Consider the following 22,257-nt stretch of genomic DNA (forward strand, 5'->3'; position numbering starts at 1 on the left):
CCGGTCGCACACGGTCCGGTCCGTCGTCTGGAGCCCGGACATGACCACCACCGACACACCCATGGACACACCGCCGCCCGTGTCCCAGGTCGAGCTGCTGATCGGCGGCATGACCTGCGCCGCCTGCGCCGCCCGCGTCGAGAAGAAGCTCAACCGCATGGACGGCGTCACCGCCACGGTGAACTTCGCGACGGAGAAGGCCCGGGTCACCTACCCCGCCGGCACCGAGGTCGCCGACCTGATCGCCACCGTCGTGAAGACCGGGTACACCGCGGAGGAACCCGCACCGCCGGCCCCCGCCCCCGGGGACGAAGAGCCGCAGGGCCCGGCCGACCCGGAGCTGTCGGCGCTGCGGCAGCGCCTCGCCGTCTCCGCGCTGCTCGCCGTGCCCGTCGTCCTGCTGGCGATGGTCCCCGCCCTCCAGTTCGACTACTGGCAGTGGCTGTCGCTGACCCTCGCCGCGCCCGTCGTCGTCTGGGGCGGCCTGCCCTTCCACAAGGCCGCCTGGACCAACGCCCGGCACGCCGCCTCCACCATGGACACCCTGGTCTCGGTCGGCACCCTGGCCGCGTTCGGCTGGTCCCTGTGGGCGCTGTTCCTCGGCGACGCGGGCATGCCCGGCATGCGGCACGGCTTCGACCTCACGGTCTCCCGCACCGACGGCACCGCGACGATCTACCTGGAGGTCGCCGCCGGAGTCACGGCGTTCCTGCTCCTCGGCCGCTGTCTGGAGGCCCGTGCCAAGCGCCGCGCGGGGGCCGCGCTACGGGCGCTGATGGAGCTGGGCGCCAAGGACGTGGCGGTGCTCCGCGCGGGGCGCGAGGTGCGGATCCCGGTCGGGCAGCTCTCGGTGGGCGACCGGTTCGTCGTACGCCCGGGCGAGAAGATCGCCACCGACGGCACGGTCGTCGAGGGCAGCTCCGCCGTGGACGCCTCCATGCTGACCGGTGAATCCGTCCCGGTGGACGTGACCGCCGGGGACACCGTCACCGGCGCCACCGTGAACACCGCCGGCCGGCTGGTCGTCGAGGCCACCCGGATCGGCGCCGACACCCGGCTCGCCCGGATGGCCAGGCTGGTGGAGGACGCGCAGAACGGCAAGGCGGAGGTGCAGCGGCTCGCCGACCGGGTCGCCGCCGTCTTCGTGCCCGTGGTGCTGCTGATCGCCGCCGCCACCTTCGGCGGCTGGCTCGGCGCGACCGGCGACACCGTCGCCGCGTTCACCGCCGCCGTCGCCGTGCTGATCATCGCCTGCCCGTGCGCGCTCGGCCTCGCCACGCCGACGGCACTGCTGGTCGGCACCGGGCGCGGCGCCCAGCTCGGCATCCTCATCAAGGGCCCCGAGGTCCTGGAGTCCACCCGCCGCGTGGACACCGTCGTCCTCGACAAGACCGGCACCGTCACCACCGGCCGGATGACCCTCCAGGAGGTCCGTGTCGCCGAGGGCGCCGACGAGAAGCAGGTGCTGCGGCTCGCGGGCGCCCTGGAGCACGCCTCCGAGCACCCCGTGGCCCGCGCCGTGGCCGCGGGCGCGGCGGAGCGGGCCGGGGAGCTGCCGGCGGCCGAGCGGTTCGAGAACGTGCCCGGCAGGGGCGTGCGCGGGCGTGTGGAGGGCCATGAGGTGACCGTGGGGCGGCTCTTCGACGGACCGCTGCCCGAGGAGCTGGCGGAGGCGAAGAAGCACGCGGAGCTGGGTGGTCGTACGGCCGTCGTGGTCGGCTGGGACGGCGAGGCGCGCGGCGTCCTCGCCGTCGCCGACGCGGTGAAGGAGACCAGCGGCGACGCGGTGCGCGAGCTGCGCGCCCTGGGGCTCCGGCCGGTGCTGCTGACGGGCGACAACCGCAGGGTCGCCGAGGCGGTGGCCGCGGAGGTCGGCGTCGAGGAGGTGATCGCCGAGGTGCTGCCCGAGGAGAAGGTCGAGGTCGTCCGGCGGCTCCAGGCGGAAGGCCGCACGGTCGCGATGGTCGGCGACGGGGTCAACGACGCCGCCGCGCTCGCCGCCGCGGACCTGGGGCTCGCGCTGGGCACGGGGACGGACGCGGCGATCGAGGCCGGGGATCTCACACTCGTCCGCGGGGACCTGCGGGTCGCGGCGGACGCGATCCGGCTCTCCCGCCGCACCCTCGGCACGATCAAGGGCAATCTGGTCTGGGCGTTCGGCTACAACGTGGCCGCGCTGCCGCTGGCCGCGGCGGGTCTGCTGAACCCGATGATCGCGGGGGCGGCGATGGCCTTCTCCTCGGTCTTCGTGGTCACGAACAGCTTGCGACTGCGGACGTTCCGCGAGACCCCCCTTCAATCCGGCGCAAGCCTCACATAAGCTCTTCACAAGGCTCGCGCATCTTCCTTACGCTTGAGCCCCGTTCGTCATATGGGGCCTCTTGCGCATCTATTGGGACATATGCAAGAGACGCAGATCACAGTGATGTGAACGTAACCATCGAAGGGGTTCGAAGGTCTAAGTTGGCGATGTCAGAAGGCGTCTTGGGGGGCGCCGACTGGCGTCTGGGGATGTCTTGGGGGACTTCTCCAGATGGGGGTACCTCCCTGCTCGAACGGAGTTGCGAGCTCGGGGGAGCGTTGCCGGGGCACGTACACCGGGAAGCTTTGAGCGGCCCTCCCAGCGTGCGTTGTCCCGGCAGACCGCAAGCCGGCACACATCACAGATGACGGCACGACCCGAGCACGGTGAGTTTTGCTCATTGTGCTCACACAGCGATTCAGGCGCTGGTCTCACAGACGCCCGGCCGGATCCCGTGGGGGGAATCCGCACCGGGACATGGGAAGGCGCCCTGGTCGTCGGCCCGTGGGGGGACCGGCGTACCAGGGCGCCTTTCGCTTCGCGCGCGCAGCGCCGTGCGCGGGGGTGGTGCGCACGGGGCGGGGGCGCCGAGACCCGCTCAGCGCCCCTCGGATGCGGTGGCTCAGCGCTCCTCGACCGGGACGAAGTCGCGCTCGACCACGCCCGTGTAGATCTGGCGCGGGCGGCCGATGCGGGAGCCCGGCTCCTTGATCATCTCGTGCCACTGGGCGATCCAGCCCGGCAGGCGGCCGAGGGCGAACAGCACCGTGAACATCTCGGTCGGGAAGCCCATGGCCCGGTAGATCAAGCCGGTGTAGAAGTCGACGTTCGGGTAGAGGTTGCGCGAGACGAAGTAGTCGTCGGCGAGCGCGTGCTCCTCCAGCTTGAGCGCGATGTCCAGCAGCTCGTCGGACTTGCCGAGGGCGGACAGCACGTCGTGCGCGGCAGCCTTGATGATCTTGGCGCGGGGGTCGAAGTTCTTGTAGACCCGGTGGCCGAAGCCCATCAGGCGGACGCCGTCCTCCTTGTTCTTCACCTTGCGGATGAAGGAGTCGACGTCGCCGCCGGCGTCGCGGATGCCCTCCAGCATCTCCAGCACCGACTGGTTGGCGCCGCCGTGCAGCGGGCCCCACAGCGCGTTGATGCCGGCCGAGATCGACGCGAACATGTTCGCCTGGGACGAGCCGACCAGGCGGACCGTGGAGGTCGAACAGTTCTGCTCGTGGTCGGCGTGCAGGATCAGCAGCTTGTCGAGCGCCGAGACCACGATCGGGTCCAGGTCGTACTCCTGGGCCGGCACGGAGAACGTCATGCGCAGGAAGTTCTCGACGTAGCCGAGGTCGTTGCGCGGGTAGACGAACGGGTGGCCGACCGACTTCTTGTACGCGTACGCCGCGATCGTCGGGAGCTTGGCGAGCAGGCGGATCGTGGAGAGGTTGCGCTGCTGCTCGTCGAACGGGTTGTGGCTGTCCTGGTAGAAGGTGGACAGCGCGGAGACCACCGACGACAGCATCGCCATCGGGTGGGCGTCCCGCGGGAAGCCGCGGTAGAAGTTCTTGACGTCCTCGTGCAGCAGGGTGTGCCGGGTGATCTCGTCCTTGAACGCGGACAGCTCGTCGACGGTCGGCAGCTCACCGTTGATCAGCAGGTACGCCACCTCAAGGAAGGTGGAGCGCTCGGCCAGCTGCTCGATCGGGTAGCCGCGGTACCGGAGGATGCCCTGCTCGCCGTCGAGGTAGGTGATCGCGGATTTATAGGCGGCGGTGTTGCCGTAGCCGCTGTCCAGGGTCACGAGACCGGTCTGGGCGCGGAGCTTGCCGATGTCGAAGCCCTTGTCCCCGACGGTGCTGTCGATCACCGGGTAGGTGTACTCGTTACCGTCGTACCGCAGTACTACAGAGTTGTCGCTCACGTCTTCCCTCACCGACGTAGTGCCTCATCTTCGAGGTGCCCTGACTGTCTCTACCATCCCCCATTTGGCTCAGGAGAGTGCACTCGGGGTCGACCATTGGGCTTACTGGCGGCACTCAGTGCCTCCAACTTGCTCATCCTGCCCCCTTGATCCGCCTTCCGGAAGAGCTGTGTGACGTTTGCGACTCGTTTGATCGATCATTTTTCCGTCCGGCGCCCGAACGGCGTCCCCCGACGCCCCGTCTCACGGCCGCGCTCACGGCCGCGGCGCCCCGCCGGAGAGCCGGAAGCCGAGCGCCGTACAGCGCCGGCCCGCCGACACCGTCCGCACCGCCTGGCCGATCGCCTTGCGCGACCCGACCAGCACGACCAGCTTCTTCGCCCGGGTGACGGCCGTGTAGAGCAGATTGCGCTGGAGCATCATCCACGCGCCCGTCGTGACCGGGATCACCACCGCCGGATACTCGCTGCCCTGCGACCGGTGGATCGTCACCGCGTACGCGTGGGCCAGCTCGTCCAGCTCGTCGAAGTCGTACGGCACCTCCTCGTCCTCGTCCGTCAGCACCGTCAGGCGCTGGTCGACCGGATCGAGCGAGGTGACCACGCCCACGGTGCCGTTGAAGACGCCGTTCTTCCCCTTCTCGTAATTGTTGCGAATCTGGGTGACCTTGTCGCCGACCCGGAAAACGCGTCCGCCGAACCGCTTCTCCGGCACGTCCGGCCGGCCCGGGGTGACGGCCTGCTGGAGGAGCCCGTTGAGCGTGCCCGCCCCGGCCGGGCCCCGGTGCATCGGCGCCAGCACCTGCACGTCCCGGCGCGGGTCGAGCCCGAACTTCGCCGGGATCCGGCGGGCCGCGACATCGACGGTGAGCCGCCCCGCCTCCTCCGTGTCGTCCTCGACGAAGAGGAAGAAGTCCTTCAGGCCGTCCGTGAGCGGATGCTGCCCCGCGTTGATCCGGTGCGCGTTGGTGACCACACCGGACTGCTGGGCCTGCCGGAACACACGGGTGAGGCGGACGGCCGGGACCGGACTCCGCTCGGCGAGCAGGTCGCGCAGCACCTCGCCCGCTCCGACACTGGGAAGCTGGTCCACATCCCCGACGAACAGGAGGTGGGCCCCGGGGGGAACGGCTTTGACCAGCTTGTTGGCGAGGAGCAGGTCGAGCATGGACGCCTCGTCGACGACGACCAGGTCGGCGTCCAGGGGCCGGTCCTTGTCGTAGGCCGCGTCCCCGCCGGGCTTCAGCTCCAGCAGACGGTGCACCGTGGAGGCCTCGGCGCCCGTCAGCTCGGCGAGCCGCTTGGCCGCCCGGCCGGTCGGCGCGGCGAGCAGCACCTTCGCCCGCTTGGCACGGGCCAGCTCCACGATGGACCGCACGGTGAACGACTTGCCGCAGCCCGGGCCTCCGGTGAGCACGGCGACCTTCTCCGTCAGCGCCAGCTTGACGGCCGCCTCCTGCTCGGGCGCCAGCTCGGCACCCGTGCGCCCCTTGAGCCAGCCGAGGGCCCTGCCCCAGTCGACGTCCCGGAAGCCCGGCATCCGGTCCTCGCCGGTGCGCAGCAGGCGCAGCAGCTGGGCGGCGAGGGAGAGTTCCGCGCGGTGGAAGGGGACCAGGTAGACGGCGGTGACCGGCTCGTCGCCGTCCCCGTCGGGACCGGGCACGTGCTCCCGCACGACCCCGGGGTCCCCGCCGTCCTCGGGCGGTGCGGCCAGCTCGGCGAGGCACTCGATGACGAGCCCGGTGTCGACCTGGAGCAGCTTCACGGCGTCGGCGATGAGCCGCTCCTCCGGGAGGTAGCAGTGCCCTTGGTCGGCGGACTGGGAGAGCGCGTACTGCAGACCGGCTTTCACGCGGTCCGGGCTGTCGTGCGGGATGCCGACCGACTGGGCGATCTTGTCGGCGGTGAGGAAACCGATGCCCCAGACGTCGGTGGCGAGGCGGTACGGCTGGTTCCTGACGACGGAGATGGACGCGTCCCCGTACTTCTTGTAGATCCGCACGGCGACGGAGGTGGAGACCTCGACGGTCTGGAGGAACAGCATCACCTCCTTGATCGCCTTCTGCTCCTCCCAGGCGTCGGCGATCTTCTTCGTCCGCTTCGGCCCGAGCCCCGGCACCTCGATGAGCCGCTTGGGCTCCTCCTCGATGATCTTCAGGGTGTCGAGCCCGAAGTGCTGGGTGATCCGGTCCGCGAAGACCGGTCCGATCCCCTTGACCAGACCGGACCCGAGATACCGCCGGATGCCCTGCACCGTGGCCGGCAGCACGGTCGTGTAGTTCTCCACGTGGAACTGCTTGCCGTACTGGGGATGCGAACCCCAGCGGCCCTCCATCCGCAGCGACTCCCCCACCTGGGCACCCAGCAGCGCACCGACCACGGTGAGCAGATCGCCGCCCCCGCGGCCCGTGTCGACCCGCGCGACCGTGTAGCCGTTCTCCTCGTTGGCGTACGTGATCCGCTCCAGGACGCCTTCGAGGACGGCCAGTCGCCGTTCGCCGCTCTGCGAGCTCCCCGACTGGTTGGTCATGATCCGACGGTACCGGCGGGGTGTGACAGCGGGGCGGTTCAGGGGCGGGGGCGGGGGTGCGCCTTGAGGGCCTGGAGGAAGGCGGCGAAGGTCTCCGGAGGGAAGGTGAGGTGGGGTTCGGCGGGGGCCTTCGAGTCGCGGATGGCTATGCGGGTGGGAGAGGTGGCGATCTCCACGCACTCGTTGCCGTCGTCCGGACCGGAGTACGACGACTTGCGCCACTTGTCCACGGGGGTGCCTCACAGCTCTCTCGCCAGCCGGTTGATGAAGTCACGCGACCGCTTCGGGTCGAGCGAGACCTCCTCCACCTTACGGAAGCGTGTTCGGAAGGCACTGAGCTGTGCTTCGGAGTCGATGAAGGCGGAGCCATGAGGCACGTCACGCACCACCGTGTCCAGCTTCGTCACGGGACCGCCCACGTACGTCATGGTGCTGCCCGCCCTGGCGAAGCCGTCCAGATCGAACGGAACGACGCGCACAGTGACGTTGTCGGCTTCGGAGACATCCAGGAGCTTGGTCAGCTGGGCCCGGGAGGCGGCTCGGTCGCCGACCCTGATCCGCAGGGCCGATTCATGGATGACCAGCTCGTAGGGGATGGTGATGCGCTGGCCGGCCATCCGGTGGCGGACACGCAACTCGAGTTCGTCCCCGGTGAGTGCGGGGACCCTGCTGGAGAACACCGCTCGGGCGTACTCCTCCGTCTGCAACAGCCCCGGCACGTAGAGGATGGCGACATCCCGCCTGAACGACGCGTGATGGTTGAGCTCGGACAGGTCCAGGAACGAGGTGGGCAGCAAGCCCCGGTACTCCTCCCACCAGCCACGCGTCCGGTCCGTCGCCATGGCCACCAAGGCATCGACGAACTCCGCGTCCATGCAGGCGTAATGGGACGCGAGGCGGCGCACCCGCTCCTCACTCACGCCCACGAGTCCTGACTCGATGTGGCTCATCTGGACGCGGTTCGCCCCGAGCAGTGCCGCTGCCTGGACGGCGGTGAGGCCTGCCGCCTCACGGAGCCTGCGCAGTTCGAGTCCCAGGCGCATCTGACGTGCGGTTGGTTCGCGCCTCTGGACCATGGTTGCTCCTCTTCCGGGGGCTGTCTCCGCGATCAGCTTGCTCAGGGTTACACGTTACCCCTACCGTCAGTCACGCGACGCACACCGTGCGAAACCGGGGCTCCGGAAGCGCACCGCTCCGTCCTGCCACGACGGCTGCGGCAACGACACCGCACGCCCTCGCATGACTCCCCACCGACCTGAAGGAGTTGACGCATGCCCGAGAACGAGCCGTGGGAGTACTCCCTCTACATCCCGAACGACGTGCGCGCCGTCACCGTTTGCCGCCGCACCCTCCGCCTGATCCTCACCATGCACGGACTCATCGGCCGCGTCGACGTCGCCGAGCTGCTGGCCACCGAGCTGGTCTCCAACGCCGTACGGCACACCAAGGGGCCGGCTGCGCTACGGGTGCGCTGGGCGCCACCGGGCACGCTGCGGATCGGGGCGTGGGACGCGGACCCCGAACCTCCCGAGGCTCCCGTCACCTTCGACAGTGCGACGGAGTTGGAGGAAGGGCGAGGGCTCGCGCTGGTGCGGGCCTGCTCCGATCTGTGGGGGTGGCAGCCGTTGTCCAGGTTCGGCAACCGGGGGAAGTACGTGTGGTGTGAGCTGGAGGCCGCGTGATGGTCGGCTCGTCGCACGAGGCACTGCACCGAATTTTCCAGAAGGACCCGGCGCTGTTGACCCGGGCGTTACAGCGGGTCCTGCACGTGCCGTTCCCCGAGCCCCGGGAGATCGCGGCGCTGAACGTGGACCTGACGGAGATCGAACCGGTCGAACGCCGGGTGGACACTCTCCTGCGGGCGGAGACGGACGAGGGGACCTACCTCCTCGTCGTCGAGTCGCAGGGGAAGGCGGACGACCGCAAGCGGGGCAGCTGGCCCTACTACCTTTCCTACCTGTACGAGAAGTACCGGTGCGAGCCGGTGCTCATCGTCATCACCCAGAGCAGCGCCACGGCGAAGTGGGCCGCGCGGCCGATCCGGTTCGGCTTCCCCGGCTGGAACTCACTCACGGTACGGCCGCTGGTGCTGGGCCCGGACAACGTGCCCGTGATCGCGGACGAGCGGCAGGCCGAGAGGGACGTACCCCTCGCGGTGCTCTCGGCCATGACACACGGGCGCGGCCCGCAGGCCCCGGCCATACTGGAATCCCTGGCATCCGCCCTGCGGACCATCGACTCCGACAGTGCCGCGGTCTTCGTGCAGTTCGTCGACTCGTGCCTGGCCGACCCCCAGGCGAAGCAGATGTGGAGGGACCTGATGACGGCGATCCAGTACTTCTGGCGTCACCCGCTGGCCGAGCAGGTGCGCGAGGAGGGCCGGGAGGAAGGCCGGGAGGAGGGCCGCGAGGAAGGCCGTATCGAGGATCGGCGGCAGATGGTGCTCCGCATCCTGGAGTGGCGCGGCATCTCCGTGCCCGACGACATCCGGCAGCGCGTCGACTCGTGCGCCGACCTCGACCAGCTCGAGGTCTGGGCCCAGCGAGCGGTGCGTGCCGCGGACGCGGCGGAGTTGTTCGCGACGGAGTGAACAAGTGACCGTGGGGCCGCCTCCGACGCCGGGTACGCCGACGGGTCAGCCGGCTTGTGACACCACGTGGTCGATGACCTTCTCGAACTCCTCCGTGGGGGAGAACTCCACCAGTTCGCAGTCCTCCTCGACCACGGGGACGTGGCCCGGTGACCAGTAGTACGCCTGGCCCGCCTCGAAGGTCTCCTCTCCCCCGGCCGTGCGCATCCGGATGCGGCCCTTCAGGACGTAGCCCCAGTGCGGGCACTGGCAGGCGTCCCCGGGCATGCCCTTGAGGGCCGGGCCCATGTCCGTGCCCCGGGGGAGGGTGAGGTAGCCGATGGACATGCCGCCCCCGATGGGCTTCACGCGCAGTTCCAGCCCGTCGCCTTCGAGTGCGACGGGGACCTCGTCGCGAGTCGCGGATGTCATGGTGCTCCTCCGCTTCCGGTCCGTACGGGTCGGCCGGCCGACGGGCAGACGCGCGGGCGGACGGACGGGCGGACCTTGTCGACTCCCTGCTTCCAGCCTGCTCCCGGTGCGCCCGGGCCGCGACCCCGGCTGCGCTCGGCTGAGCGGCGTACGCCGCGGTCCGGCCCGGCCGCGTCGGGAGCGTGGCCGGGCCGGGTTCGGCGGGCGAGTCACGGCGGCGGGCGGGCGGGGCGTCGTACGGTGACGACACCCCGCCCGTCCCGATTCGCCACTCCAGGGGAGAGATGTGATGAACGACTACGACCTGCTGGTCGTGGGGTCGGCCAATGCCGATCTGGTGATCGGCGTGGAGCGCCGGCCGGGTCCCGGAGAGACGGTGCTCGGCTCCGACCTGGCGGTCCACCCGGGAGGCAAGGGCGGCAACCAGGCCGTCGCGGCGGCCCGGCTCGGCGCGCGTACGGCGCTGCTGGCCCGGGTCGGCGACGACGCGCACGGCCGGCTGCTGCTGGACGCGCAGCGGGCCGCCGGGGTCGACACGGCGGGCGTGCTGGTCGGCGGTGCGCCGACCGGTGTCGCGCTGATCACCGTCGATCCGTCCGGTGACAACAGCATCGTGGTCTCGCCGGGTGCCAACGGGCGGCTGACGCCCGGCGACATCCGTGCGGCGGCGGGTCTCTTCCGCGCCTCCCGGGTGGTGTCGGCGCAGCTGGAGATCCCGCTGGAGACGGTCGTGGAGGTCGTCCGCGGCCTGTCCCCGGGGAGCCGTTTCGTTCTCAACCCGTCCCCGCCGCGCCCGCTTCCCGCGGAGGTGCTGGCCGCCTGCGACCCGTTGATCGTCAACGAGCACGAGGCGAAGGTGCTGCTCGGTGAGGGGAGGGCGGGCGTGGCGCCGGAGGACTGGGCGCGGTCGCTGCTCGCCGAGGGGCCCCGGTCGGTGGTGGTGACACTGGGCGCGGCGGGCGCGCTGGTGGCGTCGCCCGCCGGGGTGGCGCGGGTGCCGTCGGTGCGGGTGGCGGCGGTGGACACGACGGGCGCGGGTGACGCGTTCGCGGCGGCGCTGGCGTGGCGTCTGGGCGCCGGGGAGCCGCTCGCGGAGGCGGCGGCGTACGCGGCCCGTGTCGGCGCGGTGGCCGTCACCCGCGCGGGCGCGCAGGAGTCGTATCCGACCGCGGCGGAGGTCGCCGCGTTGTGAAGGGGGGCGGGAGTCGTCCGGGGACCGGGAGTCGTGCGGACACCGGGAGTCGTCGGTCGTCGGCTCGGCGGCTCGGCGGCTCGTCGGCTCGTTCATTACTGCCCGTAGATGTGGGCTCCGGGATCGTCCGTCGCCCGACTTGCTCCGGATACACGCCGGTACCGGCGCGATCAGTGACACTTCCGTACGGACTTCAGCGGAGATGCCCTCATCCACGGGGTGTGATTTACGCGACTCCTGCCACGGGAACTGACACACCGTTCCCTCGACAACACCTGCATCTCTCCTGGCAGTTGCCTTGATCGCCACATACGTGGCACGCCGGTCGTCCGGCCTGACACGCTGTGCCACGGGGTCGGCGTACAAGTCGCCCGCGGGGGTGACTTGCACGCACCGTGGTTGCCGCTGACGCCCGGTACTGTATTGCGCTACCACCGCTCCCCGGAGGGTCCGCGACATGTCGTGGGCGTCCCCGCGGGGTTCACGAACGTGGACCGGAAAGGGGGCGGCCCAATGGCTGCACAGCCGGAGGGGCACCAGAACAGCAAGGCGGACCGGGTCTACAACAAGGTCCGCTGGCTCGGGCCGATCTTCACGATCTACAAGATCGTGCGGGAGTTCCTGAGCCACTGAGGGCGAGAGCCCCGGCCTGACGGCCGGGGCCCAGCCCGTTCTGGTGATGCCAGAGGGCCTCATCTCGACAGCTTGCAGGCAACGGAGATGGGGCTCTCGCCTTGTCACCGCGCCGCCGCAGGAGCGGCCGTGCCGGTTGCCTCCTGGGCGGACACTGCCATCTTGCCCTGCTCGCAAGGTCGTTCGCGACACCCGCAAACAGGTTGAGACAGATGCGGCATCCCCGGTTCCGGCGGCCGAGTGGGCATTGACCTGCTCAGAATAATCGTGAACATGTGAAAGTGGTGCACATCACAGGGCTGGTCGTGACGGGAAGCACACCCGGACGGGTCACCGATGTCCCGATCGCCCCGATCTACCGGCGCGTACACGTGCGCGCCGTCACAGCGGCGGAATCGTACAGGATGCCACTGACGGCGCGCGTGCCGAGACGTCCTCCCCGGGCCGGGGACCGCTCCGCTCAGGCCCGCACCGGGTCGCCCTCGGCGATCTCCCCCACCCGCACGACCTCCGCGTACACCCCGGCGACGGGCTCCGGGTCCCGGCCCGGCCGGGCGGGGATGCTGTTGGCGCGGCGGACGATGCGCAGGGCCTCGGGGTCGCGGGGCAGGCTCCCGTGCGTCATGGTCGGGATGGCGCAGCGCGGTGCCCCGGCGACCACCCGCAGCACCGCCTCGTCCCCGACGCGCACCTCGCGGCCGATCCAGTCGTTCTCGACGAAGCCGTCGCCGCCGGTGTCGACCAGGAGGTTGGGCCGGTACCGCTCGGGTTCGGCGAGTCCGCGCGGGTTCTCGGCGGCCAGCCGCTTCAGGGTCGCCGTGGTGAGCAGGTGGACGGGTGCGCCGTGGAAGACCGAGGCCGGTACGGGGGTGGGAGCGAGGGTGACGGGCCGGCCGACGTAGGCGGAGAGGGCGGCGTCGGTGCCGGGGGCGGCGCTGTGGACGCTCCCGCCGTCCGGCAGGTCGATCCGGACGCCCTCCTCGTCCACGGCCGCGGCGCACCTGAGCACCGTCTGGTACAGCCGCGCCTGGACGGCGGTGACGAACTCGCCGCTGTCCGGGTCCAGCAACGCCAACCGCCGGTCTCCCGCCAAGCCGTGGGCGGTGAGACCGGCGGTGCGGAGGCGCTCGCCGAGCATGGCCTTGACGGGGTAACGCCAGAGTGCGGTGACCGTGCCCAGTTGACGAGACATGCCTCCGAGCATCACACGGAGGACATCACTCCATCACGTGTTCGACGAAACGCGCCGCGGTCTCCGCCAGCACCTCCCGTCCGTCGCGGGCCCAGAGCCCGTCGTTGAACAGTTCCACCTCGATGGGCCCGGTGTACCCGGCGGTCTCGACGTACGCCCTCCACTCGCGCATGTCGACGGCGCCGTCGCCGATCTGGCCGCGGCCGTCGAGGACGCCCTCGGGGAGCGGGGTGGTCCAGTCCGCGAGCTGGAAGGTGTGGATGCGGCCGGCGGCGCCCGCGCGGGCGATCTGTCCGGGGGCGCGGTCGTCCCACCAGATGTGGTACGTGTCGACGGTGACGCCGACCTGGCGGGCCGGGAACCGTTCCGCGAGGTCGAGGGCCTGGGCGAGGGTCGACACCACGCAGCGGTCGGCGGCGTACATCGGGTGCAGGGGCTCGATGGCGAGCCGTACGCCGTGCCGCTCGGCGTAGGGACCGAGTTCGGCCAGTGCGTCGGCGATGCGTTCGCGGGCGCCGTGCAGGTCCCTGGAGCCCGCGGGCAGGCCGCCGGAGACCAGGACCAGGGTGTCGGTGCCCAGGGCCGCCGCCTCGTCGACGGCTCGGCGGTTGTCCGCGAGGGCCGCGGCCCGCTGTGCCGGGTCGACGGCCGTGAGGAAGCCGCCGCGGCACAGGGTGGTCACCGTCAGGCCCGCGTCGCGGACGAGTGCGGCGGTGGCTTCGAGGCCGTACGACCGCACGGGTTCGCGCCACAGGCCGACGTTGCGGATGCCCAGGCCGGCGCAGGCGTCGGCCAGTTCGGGCAGGGACAGCTGCTTCACGGTCATCTGGTTGATGCTGAAGCGTTCGAGACCGGTCACCGGGTGACTCCGTACATCGCGAGCAGGGTCTTCATCCGCTCCTCCGCCAGCTCGGGGTCGGGGAACAGGCCGAGCCCGTCGGCGAGTTCGTAGGCGCGGGCGAGGTGCGGCAGCGAGCGGGCCGACTGGAGGCCGCCGACCATGGTGAAGTGGGTCTGGTGGCCGGCCAGCCAGGCCAGGAGGACCACGCCCGTCTTGTAGAAGCGGGTGGGGGCCTGGAAGAGGTGGCGGGACAGCTCGACGGTGGGGTCGAGGAGGTCGCGGAAGCCCGCCGTGTTCCCCGTGTCCAGGACCCGCACCGCCTCCGCCGCGAGCGGGCCCAGCGGGTCGAAGATGCCGAGCAGGGCGTGGCTGAAGCCCTGGTCGTCGCCGGCGATGAGCTCGGGGTAGTTGAAGTCGTCGCCGGTGTAGCAGCGCACGCCCCGCGGGAGGCGGCGGCGCAGGTCGATCTCGCGCTGCGCGTCCAGCAGGGACACCTTGATGCCGTCGACCTTGTCGGGGTGGGCGGCGATGACCTCCAGGAAGGTGCCGGTGGCCGCATCGAGGTCGGTGGAGCCCCAGTAGCCCTCCAGCGCCGGGTCGAACATCGGGCCGAGCCAGTGCAGGATCACCGGTTCGGCGGCCTGGCGGAGCAGGTGGCCGTAGACCTCCAGGTAGTCCTCGGGACCCGAGGCGGCCTTCGCCAGGGCGCGGGACGCCATGAGGATCGCCTGGGCGCCGGACTCCTCGACGACCGCGAGCTGCTCCTCGTAGGCGGCGCGGACCTCGGCGAGGGTGCCGGCGGGAAGCTGGTCGGTGCCGACGCCGCAGGCGATGCGGCCGCCGGCCGACACGGCCTCGGCGGCCGAGCGGCGGATCAGTTCGGCCGCGCCCGCCCAGTCCAGGCCCATGCCGCGCTGGGCGGTGTCCATGGCCTCGGCGACACCGAGCCCGTGGGACCACAGGTGGCGGCGGAAGGCGAGGGTGGCGTCCCAGTCGACGGCGGCCGGGGAGTCGGGGCTGACGTCGGCGCAGGGGTCGGCGACGACGTGTGCCGCGGAGAAGACCGTACGGGAGGTGAAGGGGGCGCCGGGGGTGACGGCGAGGGGTTCGGTGCGCGGCTCGTAGGTGCGCAGTGCGCCCGTCGCGTCCGGGAGGCGGATGGTCACAGGGAGACCTCCGGCACGTCGAGGCGGCGGCCCTCGGCGGAGGACTTCAGGCCGAGTTCGGCGAGCTGGACGCCGCGGGCGCCGGCGAGCAGGTCCCAGTGGTAGGGGGCGTCGGCGTGGACGTGCCTGAGGAACAGCTCCCACTGGGCCTTGAAGCCGTTGTCGAAGTCCTGGTTGTCGGGGACCTCCTGCCACTGGTCGCGGAAGACCTCGGTGGCGGGGATGTCGGGGTTCCAGACCGGCTTGGGGGTGGCGCTGCGGTGCTGGACGCGGCAGTTGCGCAGGCCCGCGACGGCGGAGCCCTCGGTGCCGTCGACCTGGAACTCGACCAGTTCGTCGCGGTTGACGCGGACCGCCCAGGAGGAGTTGATCTGGGCGACGGCGCCGCCCTCGAGTTCGAAGATGCCGTAGGCGGCGTCGTCGGCGGTGGCGTCGTAGGGCTTGCCGTCCTCGTCCCAGCGCTGCGGGATGTGGGTGGCGGTGAGGGCCTGGACGGACTTCACGCGGCCGAACAGCTCGTGCAGGACGTACTCCCAGTGCGGGAACATGTCGACGACGATGCCGCCGCCGTCCTCGGCGCGGTAGTTCCACGACGGGCGCTGGGCGGCCTGCCAGTCGCCCTCGAACACCCAGTAGCCGAACTCGCCGCGCACGGAGAGGATGCGGCCGAAGAAGCCGCCGTCGATGAGGCGCTTGAGCTTGAGCAGGCCCGGCAGGAACAGCTTGTCCTGGACGACGCCGTGCTTGACGCCCTTCTCGTGGGCGAGGCGGGCCAGTTCGAGGGCGCCGTCGAGGCCGGTGGCGGTGGGCTTCTCGGTGTAGATGTGCTTGCCGGCCGCGATCGCCTTGCGGATGGCGTCCTCGCGGGCCGAGGTGACCTGCGCGTCGAAGTAGATGCCGACGGCGGGGTCGGCGAGGACGGCGTCCAGGTCGGTGGAGACGTGCTCCAGGCCGTGCCGCTCGGCGAGCGCCTTGAGCGCGTGCTCGCGGCGGCCGACGAGGACCGGCTCGGGCCACAGCACGGTGCCGTCGCCGAGGTCGAGGCCACCCTGCTCCCGGATGGCGAGGATGGAGCGGACGAGGTGCTGGCGGTAGCCCATGCGCCCCGTCACACCGTTCATGGCGATACGCACCGTCTTGCGTGTCACGTCGATCCCTTCCCAGGCGTCGTACGCGGTGGATGCGCGCCGCGTACGCCCCCGGGCGGTGACTGGTGAGCGGTACAGCAAGCGCTTTCTATATGAGGAGAAGCTAGCCTCTCGGCAGGGGTCCGGACAAGACCACCGCACACTCGGTCTGTTCGAGGGGGCGAACAGGTGGGCCGGGCGGGCTTATGGTCTGCACGGAACCGCGAGCGGCCGGGCGGCCGTGTACGACGTCGGAGCGGGGAGGACCCCTCCCCCACGACGCCCGGCACGCCGGCGGCGACAACGCCGACGACGTACGACGAGGTACGACAGATGCGCGAGACGCACGACCGGAGGACGACGAGATGACGGTGACCCTGGCGGACGTGGCGGCCCGCGCCCAGGTCTCGCCCGCGACGGTGTCGCGCGTGCTGAACGGGAACTACCCCGTGGCCGCCTCGACCCGGGAGCGGGTCCTCAAGGCGGTCGACGAACTGGACTACGTGCTCAACGGCCCCGCGAGCGCACTCGCCGCCGCGACGTCCGACCTCGTCGGCATCCTCGTCAACGACATCGCCGACCCCTTCTTCGGGATCATGGCGAGCGCCATCCAGTCCGAGATCGGCGGCCCCGGCGGGCGCGCGGGCGGCGAACGGCTGGCCGTCGTCTGCAACACCGGCGGCTCACCCGAACGCGAACTCACCTACCTCACCCTGCTGCAACGCCAGCGGGCCGCCGCCGTGGTCCTCACCGGCGGCGCCATGGAGAACGCGCCGCACGCCGCGGCCGTCGCGGCGAAGCTGCGCAAGCTGAGCGAGGCCGGCACCCGGGTCGTGCTCTGCGGGCGCCCGCCCGCGCCCGACACCGACGCCGTCGCCCTCACCTTCGACAACCGGGGCGGCGGCAAGGAACTCACCGAGCACCTCATCGGGCTGGGCCACCGCCGCCTCGGCTACATCGCCGGCCCCGAGGAGCGCACCACCACCCGGCACCGCCTGGAGGGCCACCGCGCCGCGCTCGCCGCCGCCGGCATCGAGGAGGACCCCCGCTGGACGGTCCACGGCCGCTACGACCGCCGCTCCGGCTACGAGGCCACACTGGAACTCCTGCGCCGCGACCCCACGATCACCGCGGTGGTCGCCGCGAACGACTCCGTCGCGCTCGGCGCCTGCGCCGCCCTGCGCGAGTCCGGCCTGCGCATTCCCGAGGACGTCTCCGTCGCCGGCTTCGACGACCTGCCCTTCAGCATCGACGCGGTGCCCTCCCTGACGACCGTGCGGCTGCCGCTCGCCGAGGCCGGAGCGCGGGCCGGCCGCATCGCGATGGGCCGTGAGGAGCCGCCGCCCGGCCGGGTCGCCACGGTGCGGGGGGAGCTGATGGTACGGGGGTCCTCCGCGGTGCCGCGGAGCTGAGCCGGCGGCACGCCCACCGCGCGGTTCACCGTCCCGCGGCACCGGGCGACGGGTCCCCGGGGCCGAAGGCATCCCTCAGGTCGGCGAGGCGTGCGACGTCGTCGGATACCGACGCGCGTTCCGCGTCGTCGAGCCGGGTCGCGGAAGCCCGCGCCAGGGCTGCCGCGGCCGTCCGCTCGTCGCCGAGCCGGACGGCCAGGTCCGCGCGGAGGACGAGCAGGCGCAGCGACTGGACGGGCGCGGGACGGGCGCCGGGGAGGTCCAGCGCGCGGTCGACGATCCTGGCAGCGGCCTCGGGGTCGTCCCGGGAGTCCGCGAAGAGGGTGGCGTGATGGAGGGCCCGGGCGAAGGGGTCCCCGGGCGCGGGGCGGTGGTGGTGGTCGTCGTCGATCTCCTGGCCGACGCGGACGCAGTTGCCGCCCGGGTCGGTGAGGAGGAACTGCCGTACGCCGTGCGAGGTGTCCTTCAGCGGGCCGAGGCGCGGCAGTCCGCGGGCCGGGAGCCGGCCGTACGCCGCCTTCAGTCCGGCCCGGAAGTCCGCGTGGAGCCCGTCGACGTCGTCGGTGCGGACGTAACAGGTGCTGTAGGAGCTGGCGGGGTCGTGGCGCTTCATGCCGAAGAAGTGCAGCTGGATGCCGCCGCGCCGGACGACGGCGTACGGGTTGGGGCTGCGCTGCTCGAAGGTCACCTCGAAGCCGAGGGCCGCGTAGAAGTCGAGGACGGGCCGGAGGGTCCGGCACGGCAGGATCGGGATCGTCGTCTCGGCCATGCCGACACCGTAGTCAAATTTGTCTAGTCGGGCCAGGCGGTCGGGGACGTCCGTGCCGCGCTTTTTTTCTCCGCCGGACGATTACTTTCCGCCCCGGCGGCCGTCTACCTTCCGAACGGCAACCACCGACCCGGGAGACCCCACCATGCGCATCGTCATCAGCGAGTTCATCAGCCTCGACGGAGTCGTCCAGGCGCCGGGCGGCCCCGAGGAGGACACCGACGGCGGGTTCGCGCACGGTGGCTGGACGCACCCCTACTTCGACCCGGAGGTCGTCGGCGGAGCGTTCGACGCGGCCCTGGAGGGCGCCGACGCGCTGCTGTTCGGACGGCGGACGTGGCAGACGATGGCGTCGGCGTGGCCGGAGCGGGCCGGGGACCCGTTCGCGGACCGGATGAACTCCATCCGGAAGTACGTGGTCTCGGACTCGCTCGGTGAATCCGACCTGACCTGGGAGAACTCCGTCCGGATCGGGAGGTCGGAGGCCGTCGCCGAGCTGCGGAAGCTGCGGGAGGGCGACGGCGGCGGTCTGCTGGTGATGGGCAGCCCGACGCTGGCCCGCACGCTGATCACCGAAGGGCTCGTCGACGAGCTGCGGCTGATCGTGATGCCGGTCGTGCTCGGCGGCGGGAAGTCGATCTTCCCCGACGGGGGCGGGAAGTTCCCCTTCGAACTGGTCTCCACGACGAGGTCGGACGCCGGCACGCTGGTGAACGTCTACCGGCGGGCCGCCGAGTAGCACGAACCGTGGACGGGAGCGGGTCCCGCGCCTAGGCTCGAAACCGATCCTCTGACTCAGTCAAAGACTGCCCCGACCGTTCGGCTGTCGGGCGGACACCGGAGACGTCGGAGCCATCGGAGCCATCGGGGGCGAGCATGACCGTCGAAGACATCCGCTCCTTCAACCGCTTCTACACCCGTCTGATCGGCGCGCTGGACTACGGCCGTCGGCTGTACGCCCCGTACACCCTCACCGAGTCCCGCGTGCTCTACGAGCTGGCGCACTCCCCCCGCACCGACGTCGCCGACCTGCGCACCTGGCTGCACCTGGACGCGGGCTATCTGACCCGCATCCTGAACAAGTTCGAGACGGACGGGCTGATCGAGCGCGGCCCGTCGGAGCGGGATCCGCGGCGGCGGCGGATCCGGCTGACCACGCGGGGCCGGGAGACCGCCGATCTGCTGGACGAGCGGGCCCGGCAGGCGGTCGGCGCACTGCTGGCGGGGGTGGCGCCGGACGACCGGCCGCGGCTGGCGGAGGCGCTGCGGACCGTGCGGACGCTGCTGTCGGGCGACCGGGCGCCCCGTCCCGAGGACGTCGTGCTGCGCGAGCCCGCCCCCGGCGACCTGGGCTGGATCGTCCAGCGCAACGCCGCGCTGTACGCCGCCGAGTACGACTGGAACGCCGAGTACGAGGGCTTGGTCGCGCGGATCGTCGCGGACTTCGCGGAGGATCACGACCCCCACCTGGAGCGGGTGTGGATCGCCGAGCTGGACGGGGCACCGGTGGGGTGTGTGATGTGCGTACGGGACGCGGCGCCCGGCACGGCGCGGCTGCGGCTGCTGCTGGTCGAACCCGGCGCGCGCGGCCTCGGCATCGGCGACCGGCTGGTCACGGCGGTCGTCGGCTTCGCCCGCGGGGCCGGCTACCACGAGCTGGTGCTGTGGACGAACGACGTGCTCACCACCGCCCGCCGGATCTACCAGCGGCACGGTTTCGTGCTGGTCGCCGAGAAACCGCACCGCTCCTTCGGCCAGGATCTCGTCGGGCAGGACTGGCGGCTGGATCTGCGCGTACGGGCGGAGTGACGAGTAGGGTCGTTGAGTATGAAGTTGGCGTTCTCCACTCTCGGCGTCCCCGGTCTCCCCCTCCCCGATGTGCTGCGCCTCGCGGCGGAACACGGCTACCACGGGGTCGAACTGCGCGCGCACCCGGAGGAACCGGTGCACCCAGGTCTCGGCCCGGACGAACGCGCACAGGTGGCCGCCGAGTTCAAGGCGGCCGGTGTCGAACCCCTCGCGCTCGCCGGGTACACGCGGATGGCCGCGCCCGGCGACGACGAGCCGGTGCTGGCGGACATCCGCGCCCTGTTGGACCTGGCCCGCGATCTCGGCGCCCCGTTCGTGCGGGTGCTGCCCGGCGCGGACGCGGCGACCGTGCCCGCGGAGGAGTCCGACGCGGTCGCCGCCCGCCGGCTGGGCGTCGCCGCCGAACTCGCCGCCGACGCGGGCGTACGGATCCTGCTGGAGACGCACGACTCGCACCGCACCGGCGCCGACGCGATCCGGGTCCTGGGCCCGGTCGGGCACCGGCACGTGGGCGCGCTGTGGGACGTGCTGCACACCTGGCTGGGCGGCGAGCAGCCCTCGGAGACCTACGCGGCCCTCGCCCCGCACCTGGGCTACGTCCAGGTGAAGGACGTCGCCTCCGCCGACGACACCGCCCCGCTGCCGCTCGGCGCCGGCGTGCTGCCCGTCGCCGAGGTGGTGGAGGTGCTGTCCCGGCACGGCTGGGACGGCTGGCTGTGCTGGGAGTACGAGAAGCGGTGGTACGAGTCGGCGGCCCCGCTGCCGGAGCTGCTGGGCGCGGGCCGGGACCATCTGGCGCGGCTGCTCAACGATTCGGCGTGAGCGGTTCCGTGTGAGCGGCGCGGCGTGAACGCTCCGGGGTGAGCGGTGCGGCGTGAGCCGTTCCCCGTGAGCCAAGGCGTGAACGCCTCCGTGTGAGCGGCGCGGCGTGCCCGGACCGCTCCGGCCGCGGCGTCCCGGGACGTCCCGCGCGTGGTCGTCCGGACCGCCCGCGGGATGTCCGGCCGGGTCAGCCGAGGGCCGCGCGCAGTGCGGCGAACTCCTCGTGGAAGCCGGGGAAGGTCTTGCGGACGCATCCGGGGTCGTCGAAGGAGATCCCGGGTGCGCGCAGGCCCGCCACCGCGAAGGACATCACGATGCGGTGGTCGCCGTAGGACTTGATCTCGACGCCGGACGCCGGGGTGCCGGGCTGGATCTCGATCCAGTCCGGGCCCGTCTCGACCGCCACACCGAGCCGCCGCAGGTTCTCCGCGCAGGCCTCCAGCCGGTCGCACTCCTTCACCCGCGTGTTGGCGACGTCCTCGATGCGCACCGGGCCGGAGGCGTACGGGGCGATCGCGGCGAGGGTCGGCATGGTGTCGGAGATGTCCCGCATGTTGACGGTGAGGCCGCGCAGTTCACCGGTGCCGCGCACGGTCGTGCGGTCCGCGCCGGTCTCCACGTGGGCGCCCATGCGGCGCAGTACGTCCACGAAGGCCAGGTCGCCCTGGAGGGCCCCCTCACCGAGGCCGGGCACGGTGACCTCGCCGCCGGTGAGCGCGGCGGCGGCGAAGAAGTAGCTGGCGGTGGAGGCGTCGGGCTCGATCGCGTAGGTGGTGGCCCGGTAGCCGCCCGGCGGGACGACGAAGGTGTCGCCCTCGCGGCTCACCCGCACGCCGAAGGCGCGCATCATCGCGAGCGTGATCTCCACGTACGGCACGGAGACCAGGTCCGTGACGGTGATCCGCAGGCCCTGCCGGGTGAGCGGGCCGAGCAGCAGCAGCGCCGTCAGGTACTGCGAGGACAGGCCCGCGTCCAGGGTGACCTCGCCGCCCTCCACGCCCGCCGCCTCGACGGTCAGCGGGTGGTGGCCCTCCTTCTCCTCGTGCCGCAGCTTCACGCCGAGGTCGCGCAGGGCCCGGGTGAGCGGCAGCAGGGGGCGGCGGCGCATCTGCTCGGAGGCGTCGAAGCGGTAGGTGCCGTGGCCGGCGGCTGCGAGGGCGGGGAGGAAGCGGGCCGTGGTCGCGCCGTCGCGGCAGTAGACGTCGGCCTCCGTCACGGCCGGGCCCTCGGGGCGCCCGTCGACCTGCCAGGTGTCGGGGGTGCGGCCCACCCGGTAGCCGAGCCGTACCAGGCCCTCGGCGAAGCCCTCGGTGTCGTCGGACCGCAGGGGCCGGACGAGAGTCGTGACGCCGTCGGCTGCCGCCGCGAGGAACAGGGCGCGGGCGGTGATGGACTTGGAACCGGGGATGTCGACTACGGGCATGCCCCAATGATCGCCCAATCGGGGCTCCGCGCGCCGCAACGTCCATGAGATGGACCGCCGGACCGGGCCCTTTCTGCCGTGCCCCGGCGGCCCCGTGCACCGGCCGCTCCCCTGCCCCTGCCTCTGC

At 71.8% G+C, this 22,257-nt stretch carries 19 protein-coding genes; 8 read left to right on the forward strand and 11 right to left on the reverse strand.

Annotated elements, in window-relative coordinates; translation table 11 throughout:
* The first annotated feature begins 40 nt into the window (after positions 1–40).
* On the forward strand, positions 41–2,320 hold the full coding sequence (locus SGLAU_RS12330) for a heavy metal translocating P-type ATPase (protein WP_052413727.1): 2,280 nt from the start codon (positions 41–43) through the stop codon (positions 2,318–2,320).
* A 604-nt stretch (positions 2,321–2,924) separates the two neighbouring features.
* On the opposite strand, the gene SGLAU_RS12335 is transcribed toward SGLAU_RS12330, so the two are convergent.
* The 4 genes from SGLAU_RS12335 to SGLAU_RS12350 form a co-directional block, all read right to left on the reverse strand.
* Positions 2,925–4,214, reverse strand: a complete 1,290-nt coding sequence (locus SGLAU_RS12335) for a citrate synthase (protein ID WP_043501006.1) — start codon at positions 4,212–4,214, stop codon at positions 2,925–2,927.
* A gap of 255 nt (positions 4,215–4,469) precedes the next feature.
* Positions 4,470–6,743, reverse strand: a complete 2,274-nt coding sequence (locus SGLAU_RS12340) for an ATP-dependent RecD-like DNA helicase (protein ID WP_043501008.1) — start codon at positions 6,741–6,743, stop codon at positions 4,470–4,472.
* A 38-nt stretch (positions 6,744–6,781) separates the two neighbouring features.
* Positions 6,782–6,973 carry a DUF397 domain-containing protein gene (locus SGLAU_RS12345; RefSeq protein ID WP_043501009.1) on the reverse strand — a complete coding sequence of 64 codons (192 nt, stop codon included), beginning with the start codon at positions 6,971–6,973 and terminating at the stop codon, positions 6,782–6,784.
* Between the two features lie 9 nt (positions 6,974–6,982).
* Positions 6,983–7,819, reverse strand: a complete 837-nt coding sequence (locus SGLAU_RS12350) for a helix-turn-helix domain-containing protein (RefSeq protein ID WP_043501010.1) — start codon at positions 7,817–7,819, stop codon at positions 6,983–6,985.
* Between the two features lie 195 nt (positions 7,820–8,014).
* Between SGLAU_RS12350 and SGLAU_RS12355 the strand changes: the two genes are divergently transcribed.
* Both SGLAU_RS12355 and SGLAU_RS12360 read left to right on the forward strand, forming a co-directional pair.
* A complete protein-coding gene (locus SGLAU_RS12355) occupies positions 8,015–8,425 on the forward strand; it encodes an ATP-binding protein (protein WP_043501012.1) in 411 nt (136 codons plus the stop codon).
* Complete coding sequence (locus SGLAU_RS12360; RefSeq protein ID WP_043501015.1) at positions 8,425–9,333, forward strand: hypothetical protein; 909 nt, start codon at positions 8,425–8,427, stop codon at positions 9,331–9,333. The genes SGLAU_RS12355 and SGLAU_RS12360 overlap by 1 nt, the downstream gene beginning before the upstream one ends.
* Positions 9,334–9,378: 45 nt before the next feature.
* Here SGLAU_RS12360 and SGLAU_RS12365 read toward each other — a convergent pair whose 3' ends face one another.
* Positions 9,379–9,744, reverse strand: coding sequence for a hypothetical protein (locus tag SGLAU_RS12365; protein ID WP_043501017.1), 366 nt, complete (start codon positions 9,742–9,744; stop codon positions 9,379–9,381).
* A gap of 289 nt (positions 9,745–10,033) precedes the next feature.
* Here SGLAU_RS12365 and SGLAU_RS12370 point away from each other — a divergent pair, with 289 nt between their 5' ends.
* Positions 10,034–10,936, forward strand: coding sequence for a ribokinase (locus SGLAU_RS12370; protein ID WP_043501021.1), 903 nt, complete (start codon positions 10,034–10,036; stop codon positions 10,934–10,936).
* 1,093 nt (positions 10,937–12,029) lie between these two features.
* Here the strand turns inward: SGLAU_RS12370 and SGLAU_RS12375 are convergent.
* From SGLAU_RS12375 to SGLAU_RS12390, 4 genes are read right to left on the reverse strand one after another with little or no spacing between them, the layout of a single operon-like run.
* Complete coding sequence (locus SGLAU_RS12375; RefSeq protein ID WP_043506555.1) at positions 12,030–12,761, reverse strand: MOSC domain-containing protein; 732 nt, start codon at positions 12,759–12,761, stop codon at positions 12,030–12,032.
* Between the two features lie 25 nt (positions 12,762–12,786).
* Complete coding sequence (locus SGLAU_RS12380; protein WP_052414087.1) at positions 12,787–13,587, reverse strand: sugar phosphate isomerase/epimerase family protein; 801 nt, start codon at positions 13,585–13,587, stop codon at positions 12,787–12,789.
* A 29-nt stretch (positions 13,588–13,616) separates the two neighbouring features.
* On the reverse strand, positions 13,617–14,768 hold the full coding sequence (locus SGLAU_RS12385; protein WP_043501026.1) for a dihydrodipicolinate synthase family protein: 1,152 nt from the start codon (positions 14,766–14,768) through the stop codon (positions 13,617–13,619).
* Positions 14,765–15,916, reverse strand: a complete 1,152-nt coding sequence (locus SGLAU_RS12390) for a Gfo/Idh/MocA family protein (protein WP_043501027.1) — start codon at positions 15,914–15,916, stop codon at positions 14,765–14,767. Before SGLAU_RS12390 ends, SGLAU_RS12385 begins: the two co-directional genes overlap by 4 nt.
* A gap of 344 nt (positions 15,917–16,260) precedes the next feature.
* Between SGLAU_RS12390 and SGLAU_RS12395 the strand changes: the two genes are divergently transcribed.
* Positions 16,261–17,307 carry a LacI family DNA-binding transcriptional regulator gene (locus tag SGLAU_RS12395; protein WP_043501029.1) on the forward strand — a complete coding sequence of 349 codons (1,047 nt, stop codon included), beginning with the start codon at positions 16,261–16,263 and terminating at the stop codon, positions 17,305–17,307.
* A gap of 25 nt (positions 17,308–17,332) precedes the next feature.
* Here the strand turns inward: SGLAU_RS12395 and SGLAU_RS12400 are convergent, their stop codons facing one another.
* Positions 17,333–18,076, reverse strand: a complete 744-nt coding sequence (locus SGLAU_RS12400) for a bleomycin resistance protein (protein ID WP_043501030.1) — start codon at positions 18,074–18,076, stop codon at positions 17,333–17,335.
* Positions 18,077–18,221: 145 nt separating this feature from the next.
* Between SGLAU_RS12400 and SGLAU_RS12405 the strand changes: the two genes are divergently transcribed.
* From SGLAU_RS12405 to SGLAU_RS12415, 3 genes are all read left to right on the forward strand, one after another.
* Positions 18,222–18,815, forward strand: coding sequence for a dihydrofolate reductase family protein (locus tag SGLAU_RS12405; RefSeq protein ID WP_043501031.1), 594 nt, complete (start codon positions 18,222–18,224; stop codon positions 18,813–18,815).
* Positions 18,816–18,952: 137 nt separating this feature from the next.
* Positions 18,953–19,885 (forward strand): bifunctional helix-turn-helix transcriptional regulator/GNAT family N-acetyltransferase, encoded by a 933-nt coding sequence (locus SGLAU_RS12410; RefSeq protein WP_043501033.1) that lies wholly within the window; start codon positions 18,953–18,955, stop codon positions 19,883–19,885.
* 18 nt (positions 19,886–19,903) lie between these two features.
* Positions 19,904–20,707 carry a sugar phosphate isomerase/epimerase family protein gene (locus SGLAU_RS12415; protein ID WP_043501034.1) on the forward strand — a complete coding sequence of 268 codons (804 nt, stop codon included), beginning with the start codon at positions 19,904–19,906 and terminating at the stop codon, positions 20,705–20,707.
* A 187-nt stretch (positions 20,708–20,894) separates the two neighbouring features.
* Here SGLAU_RS12415 and aroA read toward each other — a convergent pair whose 3' ends face one another.
* The gene (gene aroA / locus SGLAU_RS12420; protein ID WP_043501036.1) at positions 20,895–22,130 is read right to left on the reverse strand and encodes a 3-phosphoshikimate 1-carboxyvinyltransferase; all 1,236 of its coding nucleotides are present in this window, start codon (positions 22,128–22,130) and stop codon (positions 20,895–20,897) included.
* Positions 22,131–22,257 lie beyond the last annotated feature (127 nt).

It is taken from the genome of Streptomyces glaucescens, assembly GCF_000761215.1.
In the GTDB taxonomy this organism is placed as follows: Bacteria; Actinomycetota; Actinomycetes; order Streptomycetales; family Streptomycetaceae; genus Streptomyces; species Streptomyces glaucescens_B.